Here is a 13,703-nt window from a genome sequence, read left to right as displayed (position 1 = left end):
TCACCTCACTCTGTTGCAGATTGACGCAGATCAGACACATTGTTGTCAGCCTCAGGGTTATCACTGAGGTGAAGTCCCAGGAACTGCTCACAGGTTCCCGCTTTTTCTATTTGGCCATCTTTCAGTTTGACGACCCAATCCATTTGTCGAAGCACACCAGGACGGTGAGAGATCATAATGACGGTAATTTTCTGTTCTTTGCAGTATTGAAGAACAATAGAAAGCGCAGTTTCACCTTCTGGATCAAGGTTAGAGTTGGGTTCATCTAAAACCAGAACTTTAGGGTTTGAATAGATAGCACGCGCAAGACCAATACGCTGCTTTTGTCCTCCGCTAAGTAGAGCTCCACCTTCTCCAATATATGTATCGTAACCATTGGGTAAACCTATGATAAGTTCATGGATACAGGCAAGTTTTGCGGCTGCAATGACCGCTTCATCATCACCATCAGAAAAACGACAAATATTGTCACGTACAGTCCCTGCTAACAGACCAACATGCTGTGGCAGGTAACCGATGTATTGACCAAACTGTTGCTGATCCCAATTGTCGACAGTTGCACCATCAATTCGTATTTCACCAGCGCTTGGTTTATGAATACCCATCAACAAGCTAGCAAAGGTTGACTTACCGGATCCCGAGTTGCCCATAATCGCCAGTGCATTCCCCGCCCCTAATTTGAAGCTGATACCCTGCAGCGCGGGCTTTTTTATTCCCGGGAACTGCAATGCCACATTATTAAACTCAATTTTTCCTTCTGGTTTGGGTAACAAAGTCTTTTTGGTACTTTCATTCAGATTGGTATTTTTGGTCAAGCGTCTCCATGCTTGATACGCGCTGTACCAAAGCTTCCAACCACTGACGGCACTCTCAAACGGGCTTAAAACACGACCGATCAAGATTGAACTTGCAATGACAGCACCTAAACCAATTTGTTGGTTCAACGCGAGATACACGCCTAAAGTTAAAACCACCACTTGCAACAAGGTCCTAAAGAATCGACTGAGTGACAGTAGCAAGCCTACTCTGGAGTTAACATTCCATTGAAGCTCGAGCACTTGAGCATTTTTGTCTTCCCAGACATCACCAATGTTCTTACTCATGCCCATCGCTCTTAGCATCGGGGCATTTCGTAGATAATCATTCAGTTCCATGCTGACTCGCATGGTTTCTTGTTGGGCCTCACTACTCGCTTTGCGCCCGCTCAACATCATCAGCAGGGTAAGAAGGGAAAAAACCAAAGCACCACTAATAGCAACAACACCGATATAAGGGTGCATAAAGAAAATCAGAGCAAGGAATAATGGTGTGAAAGGTAAATCCAGAATGGATGAAGTTGAGGGGGATACTAAGAACTTTCTTAACGTTGTTAGATCTTGCAACGGCTCTTTTGCTATGCGGTTGGTGACAGAGGACTGAGAAATACTAAGGTCCAACAAACGGCCACTTAATTGCGTATCCAGTTTGAGTGCAGATCGCTGCAATAATAGAGTTCGAATGTATTCAAGCAACGACTGCGCAACAACCAAACCTACTGTCAACGCCAATAAAGCAAACAAAGTGTTTAAGCTCGCGCTGCTCATAACTCGATCAAACAACTGTAAACTGTACACCGGTACCGCAAGCGCCAATAAGCTGATCCCTGCACTAAACGAAAACGCTGCCCAGCACTCCTTTCGTACAGCAGAAAAAGGTCCTTTTTTCATAATTATTGCCATCTACGTTGTGTCATTTTCAGCAGTATAGGATGGCAATCAACGATGGCTAATTTATTCACTTCCCAAGATAAATCTGACAATTAACCTCGAAACATTACGCTTTTATCTTATTATCATTTAAGGACGTGCTAATTAGGGACAGCATATTGTCAGGAAGAACAATCAAGTCCAAAGGGCTCACATCACTTTGCGTTTTATCCTTCTTATCTTCTACATGTTTAGCAAATGTAGAGGACGTATCTGCGCACCCTGATGAAGAAGCAAGCTTCTACGGCCAAAGAAGTGTCTTTCATGCACCTCAAACTCAACAGAAGCAACTAGGATTCACGCAAAGGGCGATCGCTCCGCCTATCGATAAACTCACTATCGATGCACAATTGGAAAGCTTAGACACAATAAGTTCGCCAAAGCAGATCCCCAACATTATCCAACCGCTGAGCCGTAACGAGCGCCTTCTAGCAAAAAAGGCAGGTTACTACTTCTCTAGAAATTTAAGAGCAGATACAGGCCTATGGGATTCTGTACAGGGATACCCTTACACGACAATGTGGGATATCGCCAGCGGGATTGCAGCAACGCTGGCGTTAGAAGGTTTGGGGATGGAAAGCCATGAGCAAACAACTGCTACCTTAGAAAAGCTACTGACTACCATCAGATCTTTACGCTTGTACAAGGACAAGCTTCCAAACCGAGAGTACAGCACCAAAGATGCCCTGCCTGCCGGAAGATACAGTCAGTCAACGTCCAATGGTAACGGTTGGTCTGCATTAGATCTTGGGCGATTATTGATTTGGCTTGATATTGTTACCCAATACCATCCGAATCTAGAACTACAAGTGGCTGAAATTATTAACGATTGGACATTAGAGCTTGCAGTAAACAAAGGCACTTTGTTTGGTACCAAGCTAACTAAATCAAAAGAGTACTATCGCCAGGAAGGGCGGCACGGCTATCTCGAGTATGCGGCTCATGGTTTTAGATTGCATGGGGTTGATGTTGACCTACCTGATCTCCCAGGTTTCCTTAAACTTGTCGAAATAGAAGGCGTTTCCATACAAATCGATAGTCGCAACTTACCTTATCTCACCAGTGACCCTCTAATACTGGCAGCATTAGAATACGGTATCGATAGGCAATGGAATCAGCTAGACCATTTTTATCAGCTACATAAAGAACAATGGTTGGATTCTGGTGTTCTTACCGCTTATGCAGAAGATGCGATGAATCGTAAACCTTGGTTTGCATATAACAATGTTCATTATGCTGGAAGATCATGGGTAAGTGTCTCACCGGGTGGCAACAAAATAGACAACCCACAAACTTTCAGCAGTAAAGCTGCTATCGGGTTTAGTGTCCTATTCAATGACAACTACAGTCATGCCTTGTTCAATCAAGTATTGGATAGTAGCCTTACCTATCGCTCAATTCCGACGGGCATCTACCAGGATGGTAGACTAAACACTGCGTTCAACATTAACACGAACTCCCTAATCCTTGTCGCCCTCTGGTACAAGCAAAGGGGCAATCAACCGATACTAAACGAGCAAAAAAAAACGGAGTGACTAGCACTCCAAAATACTCAACACAAACCAATAACTCTTATCACTCTCCCGTTTCTCCTCTCAAGACTTGAAGTTAAAAGTGACTTAAGTACAAAGTGAAAATTAAAGGCAATGTATGATCGCGTGTTTTTGTAAAAGGCAGTCTAGTAGATAGTTTTTGAGAGACAAATTTTTGTTCACTTTATATACCACTTAAAATCAATCACTTAAGATTTTCGATGCCAAACGGATAAATACGTGTTTGAGCTGAAAATTTATTAGAAATAACGTTTTTTGTTCCTATATTGCTAGATAAAGTGACACTAAAAGTGAGCAATGGAATGTCAATTGGAAACTTTAACCCAATCAGGGACGCACTCGACGATACCAAAGGTACGTACTCATCGAGTGACTTAGATTCTAATCATTACTCATACAGCGATAATCTTCAGCCACTCGACATTGTCGATCTACAAACTTACGCAGCTGCGAACTCCTTTACTGAATTTCAATCAATACACATCGTTTCACGACTAGAGGAAAGTGTCGAAGATAGACGAACCCGATATGACTGTATCAACACCAAGATTGAACCAAATCAGGTCAAGTTTCATCTAAGTTCCACCCAAATTAAGCAAAGTTTGGGACTTGAGCTTAACGATCAAGAACAAATCCATAACCTTCAATACTCAGGTAACGCAGGAAAATTGGTTGAAAACAACACCATCACATTCAGTGGTAATGGCTTAGGACAGATAAAGCTTGCCGATACGTTAGAGTCTTACGACGCCTTTACTATCGAATTTAGTTACCAATCAACGGGCGAGCATCAAGGTCTAATAGAAAATATTTTCGGTGTAAGTAACGACCACCAACATACGCAAGGGATAAGCCTTTACGTTCTTAATAAAACCGGTGGACTGGGTATTGATTTTGACTCAGATAGTCGCGTTGCCTTTGAGGAAATCAACGTCAACGATGGCCAGCAGCACAACCTTGTGATCACATGGGATAGTAAGGATGGCAAGCTATTACTGTTCGATAACCATCAACAAATTGCTTCTGCCTGTCTGTCTCAAGGCTTAGTCATCAAAGAAGGTAGCTTAGCGGTATTAGGCAGTGAATATGAACACCTCGAGCTTTGTGATGAAGAAAAGCCTATCACCAACATTGAGATTCAAAGCTTCACCATGGCTTATGAGTCCATTGATCCAAACCTTATTCTAAAAGGCACCCCACTCTCACAAATATCTTCTGATTTAGCATTTGATTTGCAAGTACGTAATGGAAAGCTAATCGATCTGGCCAATGATTCATTTGTTTCCATATCTGATGATGTTTCTATTCAAAAAAGTTACGACTTTTATCCTAATTACGAATTTAAAGGCATTATCTCTCTGACTTACACTCCGGGCAATAAAGAGATAGATAACCAAGACACATAGCCTAAATATGCCTATCACTAGGTTAACTTAGATCATCAATAAACACTTACTAAATCGGAGTTTGTTATGATTAATATGATTAAATTAAACGAGCGTTTGCACAACGACCAAGAAGCAGTTAAAACCATTTTAAATCAATATATGGAGAAGAATAAATTTGCCCATGAAGACATCAACCTACTATATAAAAATCATCAGTGGCGAAAACTCTATCACCTAACTCACCACCTATCCTACGCATTACATCTATTATGTGAAAATGAAACTGCGCGGTACATTAGAAAAATTGAGCACTCATCAAAAGGAGATAATGTTCCATATGAAGAAGATATTAAGTTATCGATTATGGGACTCATCGATATTAAATATCAAATACAAACCCAATTAGTGACTGATTTTAAGAGAGAAATGTACCTTTGAAATTTAACCAACAAGTTTCACTCAACCTTATCCCCCCATTCTCACCTTTCTACCAATATCAATAAACCCATATCCAACAGTGTTGGCTATGGGTTTTATTAGTCGAGACAGTTTACATCGCAGCTTGAGCTTTCATAGACTTGGCACTGTGCAACCACATTCTCACCGATTGAGGCGACATCACTGCTGGATTACCTAGATCTTGCTCTTTGGCCGAAGCAAGCTCAGGAGGTAAAGTGTCAATGATCAACTCAAGATCTTCATGCGATGAAATCTCACTTTTAAATACATCCGCCATTTCCTCACTATGAGAGATGCCTCTCGCCCGAGCTGCTTGTACTAAACCATCAAGTAAAACGTACCAGGTTGTCATTGGCCCTTGCACGATAGAGGCTGATTCAGCCGCAGAATCAATGAAAGCAAAAGGTACCGTGACAATCGGTAGGTTCTTTTCCATCGCGGCGAATATCCAATCCGTGTCGAAAGAAAAGTCATAAACCGTTGGTTTTGCGAGAATAACCTCTAATGCATCTGCACTGTAAAGCTTAAACGCGGCTTGAGTGTCTTTGATACCTTTCTCAAAAATCTCTGAACCAATCATGCGTTGCATATGGCGCAATGTTTTAATACCAATACCCCAGCGCTCTTCTTGTTTTACAAGAATTGAGTCCGGGTGTTTACGGTTCCCAAGTACGACATGGGAGCCTTGTTCGACAAACTTTTCTAAAAGTAGACCCACTTGACCCAAGTGTACGGAGTTATCTGCATCGGTATAAATAACTGCATCGACTTTTTGCGCTAATGCTTGGTGGCATCCATATACGATAGCACCACCTTTTCTCGAATCGTTTGCACTTTTAAGGTTAACAAGCGGCCCCGATTCTGCGGGTAACGCATCTTCCAAATGAAGAACCGTTACTTTCTCCCTTGTGGCTTGTGTGCAGCGTTCTAGTTGTTGTTGGGCTATTGCACCACTTTGATGAGGGCATCCATCATCAACAGCATAAAGATGCCAATTAACCTTGGTGCCACGAGTGATCCACTCAAGTTGAGATATTTTAGCGATTAATGAGTCTTCACCATTCTGATTTTGTTCCGTCTTGGGGAGCAAGCGATTGTGCTCTCCCCACATCGCGAAGACGACAGCGATATTCAAAGGTTGAGCAATGTTCTCTATACAACGACGCGACTCCAGTAGCTTAACAGCAAGTTGATATTCAAGAGGCGTATTCAACCTACGAATGAGCTCTTTGTGATTATCAATCGTAATTTTATTTAACTGTAATAAATGCTCAGATAAAGATATGAGACTTTTTTGATGAAATGGATTGGTAAGATCAAACTCTTGGTTAGCATTACTAATTAAATCCATTGTTCTAGATAGTTGAGTTTCCATATTCTTTTCCTAACTATTTGAATATCTCAAAAATAAATTAGGATGAATATTTTTAATCTCAAATTTAATTCACTCTATAACGAGCATTTTTTATTGGGTGTGTATTTGAAATTTTTATAATATGCAGAATACGTTTTCTTCTTGTCTAACTTAAACTTTCCAGCCCAATTTGACAACTTCCTATCTACCACCCAGACATTTTTCATTATTCTTAATTTTGAGCTGTTCACACTTGGGGTTGGATCGGATTTATTATTTTTGGCTCTTAGAACCAATTTACCATCGATCAACCAATCTATCCCCTTTTCGCTCCAGTCAATGCTGTAACGATGAAAAGATTTTGAGGCATCAAACGGCAAAAAAACTAAGCTTTCATGGCTGTTTTCATAAGCGTCATCGTCGGTCCAAAAGTTAAGTTGAACCATGTTGGTATTCGAGCCCAAAAATTCAATATCGATTTCGTTATGTATCCCATTTCCATCTTCCGGTTTATCATGTGGCCCTGAAAACAAGAAAAAAGAACTCACCACCCCAGGGGCTTTTATTGGTTTCATATCGACTTCGAAACAACCATAGCCATAGAACCCATGACTTCTTATCTCACCGGACATCATCGGGGTCTTGGGCAAAGACTGAGTCATTAAGGTTATCGCCATCCCTTGCTCGTTAAAGGTTATCGCTCCATCATCCCAATCGTTGACAAAGGGATAACCATTTCCCCAACCATCTGCCACTCGCCATTTTTCTGTTTCCAATGCTTGAAGAGAATCTTCAAACTCTCCTGCCGATACCACTTGCAGACTAATGCCACTGCCTATAAGCATCTTACGCATTATCTGTCGAATACATCCTTTTAGCGTCATAAATGCGAGCTCCGTATTATTCGTCAGTGTTGTTCAAACGCATACCCCTTGCAAAATGGCGCGGGCCGCCTTCTACCGTTGTTGGTTTGCCTGTATAAATCTGCGAAGCTTTGGGTTGAGAAGATGGTGTCTGTAGTTCAGAGTTGTTACTAATCAGGTTATGTTCAATACGCAATTCTTCACCAGAAACGTAGTCAAACTCAATTATCACCGGTTGCACGTCCAGAGGGGTCGCGATAACTATGTCCTCATATACAGGCTCCTCATATACTGGTTTCGCACACACAACGAAAGTCGATAAACACAAAAAGACTGTGACGGCATAACTTTTCATCGGAATGTCTCCACAAAGCAGTTACCCGGATGGTCAAAGCGAGAATCGAATCTGACGTCTTTGTACTCTTTCACGTCTCGCTGTTTACTTAACTTTCCTTGTTTTTTGTACAACAAGGCTTCGAGCACACCAGCATTTGTTTTAAGCGTGATGCTTCGCTCATAGGCACTAGTCAGCTCATATCTCCCTTCATACCAACCTCGCTGCTCGTCATAAAGCTCTTTCACCAATGTGACAAGTCTGTCGGTGTAATCAGTTTCCCATAACACCCACATTTGGAAGGCAACACGAGTCGATACTAGGGCTAACTCGTCATATGAAGTAGCATCAGGAGCAACCGTGAACCATGGAGTGCCAAGCGCATAAATGGCGTCATAAACAAAGTGTGGATATTCAGTCGTCACGTGTTCAGCACGAGCAGTGTAGATTCTTTCATTTTCCCAGCGCAACTCTTGAACACGGTAGATTGAGTCGGCGATGGCAGACATGGTTTGATAACTGTGGCTTGCATCGGTTGAACTAACATCGTCATGATAATCCCAATTGTACTCGAGTCCCATCCGCAGATAAGGCGTGCTATACACTGGTCTTAAGGATTCAAATTCCCGTGGATCTCGCCCATCGAAAAGGATGTCTACATCGTATATCGTTGCAACATCATAGGGTTCGATGCTCATGGCTTTAAAGGGAATGATTTGCCATTCGAGATACCCATAAGAAGCGTATTCTTCGATTCCTAGCCGACCATCTTTATGACGCTGTAATTGCCCATCATGAACTGTTGCCGAATATAGCTCACCATCTTCACCCACTAAGTGACAAAAATTCCATCTCAATACCGCTTTATCGACATATTCTGAGAATTCTGGTGAATATTGTTTTACCAACGCTAAAGCAACCAATACACGACCGACTTCAAGTGAGGAATAGCCGATATCTTGTTCTTGGTTGGCATAGTTAACCTTTTTCCCTGTTTCAGTGCTATAAACACGATTTGGAGCCCGACCATAACTAAGATCCATCGTGTTCAAGAAACGTAATACCAGCGTAAGGCGCTCGTCATACTCTTTTGATGTAATCAGCTCTAGCTCTCTCGCGGCAAGCAGCGAGATAATGTAGTCCGCCACCCCTTCCATGTTGGTAGTGGGATACTTGTCTAAATTATTGACAAGGCCCGTTGACACTTGGGTGTTGTTCTCTATGTATTTCCATGCGGTTTGAGCCCAGGCCACTTCAAGTTCCGTTAACTGGCCATACCTACCTTGACGTAAAAACTGTGATTGATTTATAGCCGTCACGCCTTCACTCACACCTCGATAGATAACCCCGCACCCAGAAACAGATAGAGCTAAAACCATAGCAATCAATTCCTTTCGCATAGGGAGCCCTTACTTCGTCAAGGCTACATTTTTTCTTGGCAGGCACTGACCCTCATAACCAAATGGAGACTCTAGCGCTTTCTCCCACAAGCTTGGCGCTGGGTTTTCTTTGTAAGTAAGAAGTTTGCCTTGCTGCTTGTACAAGAGGATTTCTAAAGTGATTCCATTATTATTCGAGGTAAAGGTATTGATCATCCCTGTACCATTTTCATAGATACCCTCATAGAACCCTTTTTCAGGGTGATAAGCGGTCGAGACATGGTCATACAAAAGGTCAGTGTATGGCGTATCCCAAAGCACCCACATGCCCATCGCACCTTTTATTGCCACTGCTGCGTATTGAGGTAGGTAGTCTCCTGGCTCAGATATCGTGTTCCAAGCAAAGCCGTCTGTGTAGATCGTGTCGTACACGAAGTAAGGCGCTTTATCTAATTGATGCTCTGTACGTGCGGTAATAATACCGGTTTGCTTATATCGCTCTTCTTGAACTCGATAGATTTGCAGTGCAAATTCCGCAACCCAATCGTGACTGTAGCTGTAATCATGAGGAGTTCGATCTTCAACCAGATCCCAACCAAGTTCAATACCATCAAGAACGTAGCTCTCAGTTACCACATAACTGTGTGCCTTTAGTTTGCGCGGGTCTCGTGTGTCATAAGGTACATCGTAACCAAACAGGTTAATTGTTGCATAAGGTTCAGCCATTGCGGCTTGCTTAGTGTTAAAGCCCCACAGCTCAAAACCTTTGGCTGCATATTCTTCGTAACCTAACCGACCTTCTTGTAGATATTGAACTGGCTTATCTTTCTCAAGTAATGCACCAAACATGGTGCCGTTTTCATCGACCACGTTGCAGTAATTCCATCTCAACAGCACAGAATCAATGCTAGTTGTAAACTCAGGGTATCGCTGTTTGATGATATATAGCCAAATCATCAAGCGCCCCAAATCGAGAGCGGAATAGCCAATCTCACCAGGTTGGTTACCGTAATCCACCTTTTCTGCTGTCTGCGTGTTGTAGGCCTTATTTGGTAATTCGCCACGAAACAGATCGAGCGTATTCAAGGTCGTTAGAAAAGCAACAAGGCGGCGATCAAACTCTTGCTTATCGATAATGCCTAGCTCTCTCGCACTCACCATACCTGCCAAGTAAGAGGCAGCATCCCACCATGTTACTGACGGATAATTGTTTACCGCGTTAACTAAACCGGTACTCTCTTGATAATTGTTTTCAAAGTAACGCCAGGCCACTCTAGCAAGCTTCATCTCTTCTTCAGTTAAGTCACCAAATCGTGCACTTGGTACATCCCAATGAGATTTTCTTTCTACGATATCTTCTGAAAATTGATTATATTTATTTCCGCAACCTGCGGCTAACAGAGATACCATACATATGTTGAGTATTTTTGCTTTCATAGCTCATCCTTATTTATCGCTCTCGCCTACCTTTAGCAACGGACCATTTTCGATATAGGCAAGTGACTCTAAGACAATTCCATTTGTGTTCGCTGTGATTGCTTTGTTGATGCGTTGGTCAGATTCATAACGACCTGAATACCAGCCTTTTTCTTCTGTATAGAGGTCGGAAGTAGCATCTATCAATAAGTCGGTGTATTTAGCGTCGTACAAGGCATACCAACCGAATGCAGCTTTGGTTGATAGTGTTTTAAGATGTGATTGGTCTTTACCATCATCAGAGATCGCATTCCACTTTTTACCATCAGAAAAGACCGTGTTGTAGACAAAGTAAGGTTCCTCATCGACATTATCTTCACTGACGGCCGTTAAGATTCCGGTATCTTCAAAGCGATTTTCTTGTGCTTTGTAGACTCGATGCGCGAACACTTTTGATACACTATCTGCTCCAAACTCGATGCTATCGAGAATATAGGACTCACTCACCACGTAGTTGTGCGCGTGGTATTTGTCAGGGTCTCGATAATCTGTTGGGATTTCAACGCCATAGATGTCAACCAGATTTAGAAAATCGATATACTTCATTGAGTTAAATACATCTCTGCCCATCAAAGCCAACGATTTAGACGCATACTCTTCATAGCCAATTCGACCCTCTTGTACCAGTTCCATTTCTTGTGAACCTTCATGTAGGTTGCGAGCACCGTACATATAGCCATCAATCAGCATTTCACTGATTTTCCAATGATTTAAAATGTCGTTTACTTGTTTGTTGAACTGAGGGTACTGCCAAACCAAAATATTGATTGGCACTAAGATTCGACCAATATCAATTGCTGACCATCCAATACCATACTCTTGAGGGTTATTGGCATAATCCACCATCTCAAGGGTTTGGGTGTTATATACCTTGTTTGGCAACTTGCCATCCACTAGTGGCAATCGAGCCAAGGTTGTGAGTGCCTTCTCCATACGCAATGTAAACACATCCTGAGTAACAACGTTGATCTTTTCAGCTGCAATTAATCCCATCAAGTATGACGCCGTATCCCACATCGTTGTTGAAGGATAACCATCAACAGAGTTAACCAACCCGGTGTTTTCTTGATAGTTGTTTTCAAAGTATTGCCAAGCAATCGTTGCCCAATCGTACTCCTTAGATGACAAGACTCTCGATTCTTTAAATGGTATCTCTTCTGATGCCTCGAACGTAATATTGCCAAGTACTCTTTTGTATTCGCGTGACTCTATAGCGAATGCAATAACAAGTGCACTCATCAAACCAATTAGAAAAACAATGTGGTGGCGTGCAGCCAGTAGTGATTTATTAAATGCCATAGTTTACCTCCTCAGACTCGACCGTGCTTTCTTGCCCGCCGTCTGATTGTCCCTCAGGTGTCCAAAAGGCGGATGCAATCATTCCCCACATCGCCATCATGTTGTTCAAAGTCCAAAATGAGTTGAAAATCAGTCCTCCAGCAGAATAGTTGCCCCACATGCCTGTTAGATAGCCCCACCATGCGAAACACATACTGAACAAGCTCAGTAAGAACACGGCAGTCTGCGGTATGACCAATTTAAAGAAGTTACCGGTCTGGCGCTCTTTTGGTGTGGTTGGGAAACTAATCTTCTTCCCTCTCAAAACCGTCCATAACGCTCGAAAGTTGATTGGGAAGAAGGAAAGGAAGTTAGTTTTCCCTTTGTAACCTGCCACGCCCCAAGTACCCACCATCATCGCGAGCTCCGCCGTGATGACATAAGGCAAAAAGTGTAGATAGAAGGTCACATCATAAGCACTCACTGGTGCAATCGATGTCAAGAAGTAGATAATCGGACAGGCAAGGAAGATGATATTCCAAATGGCCGACAAATTAGACCAAAAACTCGCGCCGTACATCAGCTTCTGTTTCAAACTCAGCCCTTTACGAAAGATAGGGTTATCGTTCATGAAGATATCAATTGAGCCACCGGAGTACTTAAAACGTTGCACCATCCAGGTTTGTAGGTCTTGAGGTGAAAGCATTTTACTCTCTACCTGCGGGTGCATCACCGAGCGCCAATTACGTTCGCTATCGGAATGCAGAACGATTGAGGTATACAAGTCCTCCGATACATGAAATTTATATGGTGTAAACTCAGTATCAAACAGTATTTCATTGCGCAGGTTTTCAGATATCGCACTATCCACGCTTTTCTCTTTGGTTAGACTACGAATCTGTTTCTCTACTTCATCTTGTTCTTTGGTGATCTGCTCTGCATAAGCTCGCAACGCTGCTTCCATCACCGCCTCGCGTCGATGAATAGAACCAGCACCACAGCAAAACGACGCATTGGCTCCATTTCTACGACGCTGGATGACGTCATAAAACATCTGAGGATCATTCACATAAGGATCTTCACCTAATGTCACCGGACCATAGAGTTTCTCGAAGCCACTCCCCATGAAACGAGACCATCTACCTAAACGCTTTTCCATCCAGTCTGGTAAACGCTCGCCTTCGGGAAGGTCAAAAAACCATTGCGGAGTTTGAACCCAAGCTACATTTGGATCTCTGAAGTAACCAAGTGTATTTTCGAGCATGGTTGGGAATGGACGAGTATCTGCATCACAGATAACAACAAAGTCACCACTGGTTCGTTCCATCGCATTACGAAGATTACCGGCTTTAAAGCCAACATTGCCATCACGAGTGATGTAACCTACATTCATCTCTTCAGCAAGCTCTTTCATTTCCTGGCGATTGCCATCATCAAGGATATAAATCTTAATATCGATAGGGTGCGGATAACGCACTTTCTTTGCATCACGGATACTTAAACGAACAAGCTCTGGTTCTTCATCGTAAGATGGAAAGAACATATCGACACTGATTGGTCTCTCTTCATCATTATCTTTGGTGCATTCCGCAATCTTAAAAGGTGGCGCCTTTTTGGGTTCGTCGTCAGTACGCCAAAGGTTATAGGTAAATAGTAGAGAGCCAATAAATGCACAGGATTCCGCAAAGGCTAATGGCAACGAAAACCACAAGGCCTCATAGTTAAGCGCATACATCCACCGCCAACCCAAGTACCAAATACCTAATGTCAGATTACATGTTGCTAAGTACTGATAGAGTAGTTCCCTCGGAATACTGTGGGGAACGGGTTCCGGTGGCGTTCGATGCTCGAACTTTTCAAAATATCTATCCATT

At 42.6% G+C, this 13,703-nt stretch carries 11 protein-coding genes; 3 read left to right on the top strand and 8 right to left on the bottom strand.

The window, feature by feature from the left end:
* Positions 1 to 5: 5 nt before the first annotated feature.
* Positions 6 to 1,706, bottom strand: coding sequence for a type I secretion system permease/ATPase (locus DPF91_RS20900; RefSeq protein ID WP_241033869.1), 1,701 nt, complete (start codon positions 1,704 to 1,706; stop codon positions 6 to 8).
* A gap of 158 nt (positions 1,707 to 1,864) precedes the next feature.
* Between DPF91_RS20900 and DPF91_RS20895 the strand changes: the two genes are divergently transcribed.
* From DPF91_RS20895 to DPF91_RS20885, 3 genes are all read left to right on the top strand, one after another.
* A complete protein-coding gene (locus DPF91_RS20895; RefSeq protein ID WP_164684258.1) occupies positions 1,865 to 3,280 on the top strand; it encodes a DUF3131 domain-containing protein in 1,416 nt (471 codons plus the stop codon).
* 320 nt (positions 3,281 to 3,600) lie between these two features.
* Entirely contained in the window at positions 3,601 to 4,704 is a 1,104-nt protein-coding gene (locus tag DPF91_RS20890; protein WP_117236368.1) for a hypothetical protein, read from the top strand.
* A gap of 66 nt (positions 4,705 to 4,770) precedes the next feature.
* Positions 4,771 to 5,124 carry a hypothetical protein gene (locus tag DPF91_RS20885; protein ID WP_117236367.1) on the top strand — a complete coding sequence of 118 codons (354 nt, stop codon included), beginning with the start codon at positions 4,771 to 4,773 and terminating at the stop codon, positions 5,122 to 5,124.
* A 112-nt stretch (positions 5,125 to 5,236) separates the two neighbouring features.
* Here DPF91_RS20885 and DPF91_RS20880 read toward each other — a convergent pair whose 3' ends face one another.
* The 7 genes from DPF91_RS20880 to DPF91_RS20850 all read right to left on the bottom strand — a co-directional run bounded on the left by DPF91_RS20880 (position 5,237) and on the right by DPF91_RS20850 (position 13,702).
* Positions 5,237 to 6,520 carry a glycosyltransferase family protein gene (locus DPF91_RS20880; protein WP_117236366.1) on the bottom strand — a complete coding sequence of 428 codons (1,284 nt, stop codon included), beginning with the start codon at positions 6,518 to 6,520 and terminating at the stop codon, positions 5,237 to 5,239.
* A gap of 74 nt (positions 6,521 to 6,594) precedes the next feature.
* Entirely contained in the window at positions 6,595 to 7,383 is a 789-nt protein-coding gene (locus DPF91_RS20875) for a family 16 glycosylhydrolase (RefSeq protein ID WP_241033868.1), read from the bottom strand.
* A 16-nt stretch (positions 7,384 to 7,399) separates the two neighbouring features.
* Positions 7,400 to 7,717: a hypothetical protein gene (locus DPF91_RS20870; protein WP_117236365.1), complete on the bottom strand. Its 318-nt coding sequence runs from the start codon at positions 7,715 to 7,717 to the stop codon at positions 7,400 to 7,402.
* Positions 7,714 to 9,075, bottom strand: a complete 1,362-nt coding sequence (locus DPF91_RS20865) for a DUF3131 domain-containing protein (protein ID WP_241033867.1) — start codon at positions 9,073 to 9,075, stop codon at positions 7,714 to 7,716. Before DPF91_RS20865 ends, DPF91_RS20870 begins: the two co-directional genes overlap by 4 nt.
* A gap of 30 nt (positions 9,076 to 9,105) precedes the next feature.
* Positions 9,106 to 10,512, bottom strand: a complete 1,407-nt coding sequence (locus DPF91_RS20860; protein WP_117236363.1) for a DUF3131 domain-containing protein — start codon at positions 10,510 to 10,512, stop codon at positions 9,106 to 9,108.
* A 9-nt stretch (positions 10,513 to 10,521) separates the two neighbouring features.
* The gene (locus DPF91_RS20855; protein WP_117236362.1) at positions 10,522 to 11,850 is read right to left on the bottom strand and encodes a DUF3131 domain-containing protein; all 1,329 of its coding nucleotides are present in this window, start codon (positions 11,848 to 11,850) and stop codon (positions 10,522 to 10,524) included.
* On the bottom strand, positions 11,840 to 13,702 hold the full coding sequence (locus DPF91_RS20850) for a glycosyltransferase family 2 protein (protein WP_117236361.1): 1,863 nt from the start codon (positions 13,700 to 13,702) through the stop codon (positions 11,840 to 11,842). Before DPF91_RS20850 ends, DPF91_RS20855 begins: the two co-directional genes overlap by 11 nt.
* Position 13,703: the final 1 nt, after the last annotated feature.

This window comes from Vibrio maerlii, assembly GCF_003415655.1.
In the GTDB taxonomy this organism is placed as follows: Bacteria; Pseudomonadota; Gammaproteobacteria; order Enterobacterales; family Vibrionaceae; genus Vibrio; species Vibrio maerlii.
This window is presented reverse-complemented; position numbering and strand designations above follow the sequence as displayed.

Coding starts and splice junctions, on each gene's coding strand:
- DPF91_RS20900 (WP_241033869.1), bottom strand. CDS start 1,706: ATGAAAAAAGGACCTTTTTCTGCTGTACGAAAGGAGTGCTGGGCAGCG.
- DPF91_RS20890 (WP_117236368.1), top strand. CDS start 3,601: ATGTCAATTGGAAACTTTAACCCAATCAGGGACGCACTCGACGATACC.
- DPF91_RS20885 (WP_117236367.1), top strand. CDS start 4,771: ATGATTAATATGATTAAATTAAACGAGCGTTTGCACAACGACCAAGAA.
- DPF91_RS20880 (WP_117236366.1), bottom strand. CDS start 6,520: ATGGAAACTCAACTATCTAGAACAATGGATTTAATTAGTAATGCTAAC.
- DPF91_RS20875 (WP_241033868.1), bottom strand. CDS start 7,383: ATGACGCTAAAAGGATGTATTCGACAGATAATGCGTAAGATGCTTATA.
- DPF91_RS20870 (WP_117236365.1), bottom strand. CDS start 7,717: ATGAAAAGTTATGCCGTCACAGTCTTTTTGTGTTTATCGACTTTCGTT.
- DPF91_RS20865 (WP_241033867.1), bottom strand. CDS start 9,075: ATGGTTTTAGCTCTATCTGTTTCTGGGTGCGGGGTTATCTATCGAGGT.
- DPF91_RS20860 (WP_117236363.1), bottom strand. CDS start 10,512: ATGAAAGCAAAAATACTCAACATATGTATGGTATCTCTGTTAGCCGCA.
- DPF91_RS20855 (WP_117236362.1), bottom strand. CDS start 11,850: ATGGCATTTAATAAATCACTACTGGCTGCACGCCACCACATTGTTTTT.
- DPF91_RS20850 (WP_117236361.1), bottom strand. CDS start 13,702: ATGGATAGATATTTTGAAAAGTTCGAGCATCGAACGCCACCGGAACCC.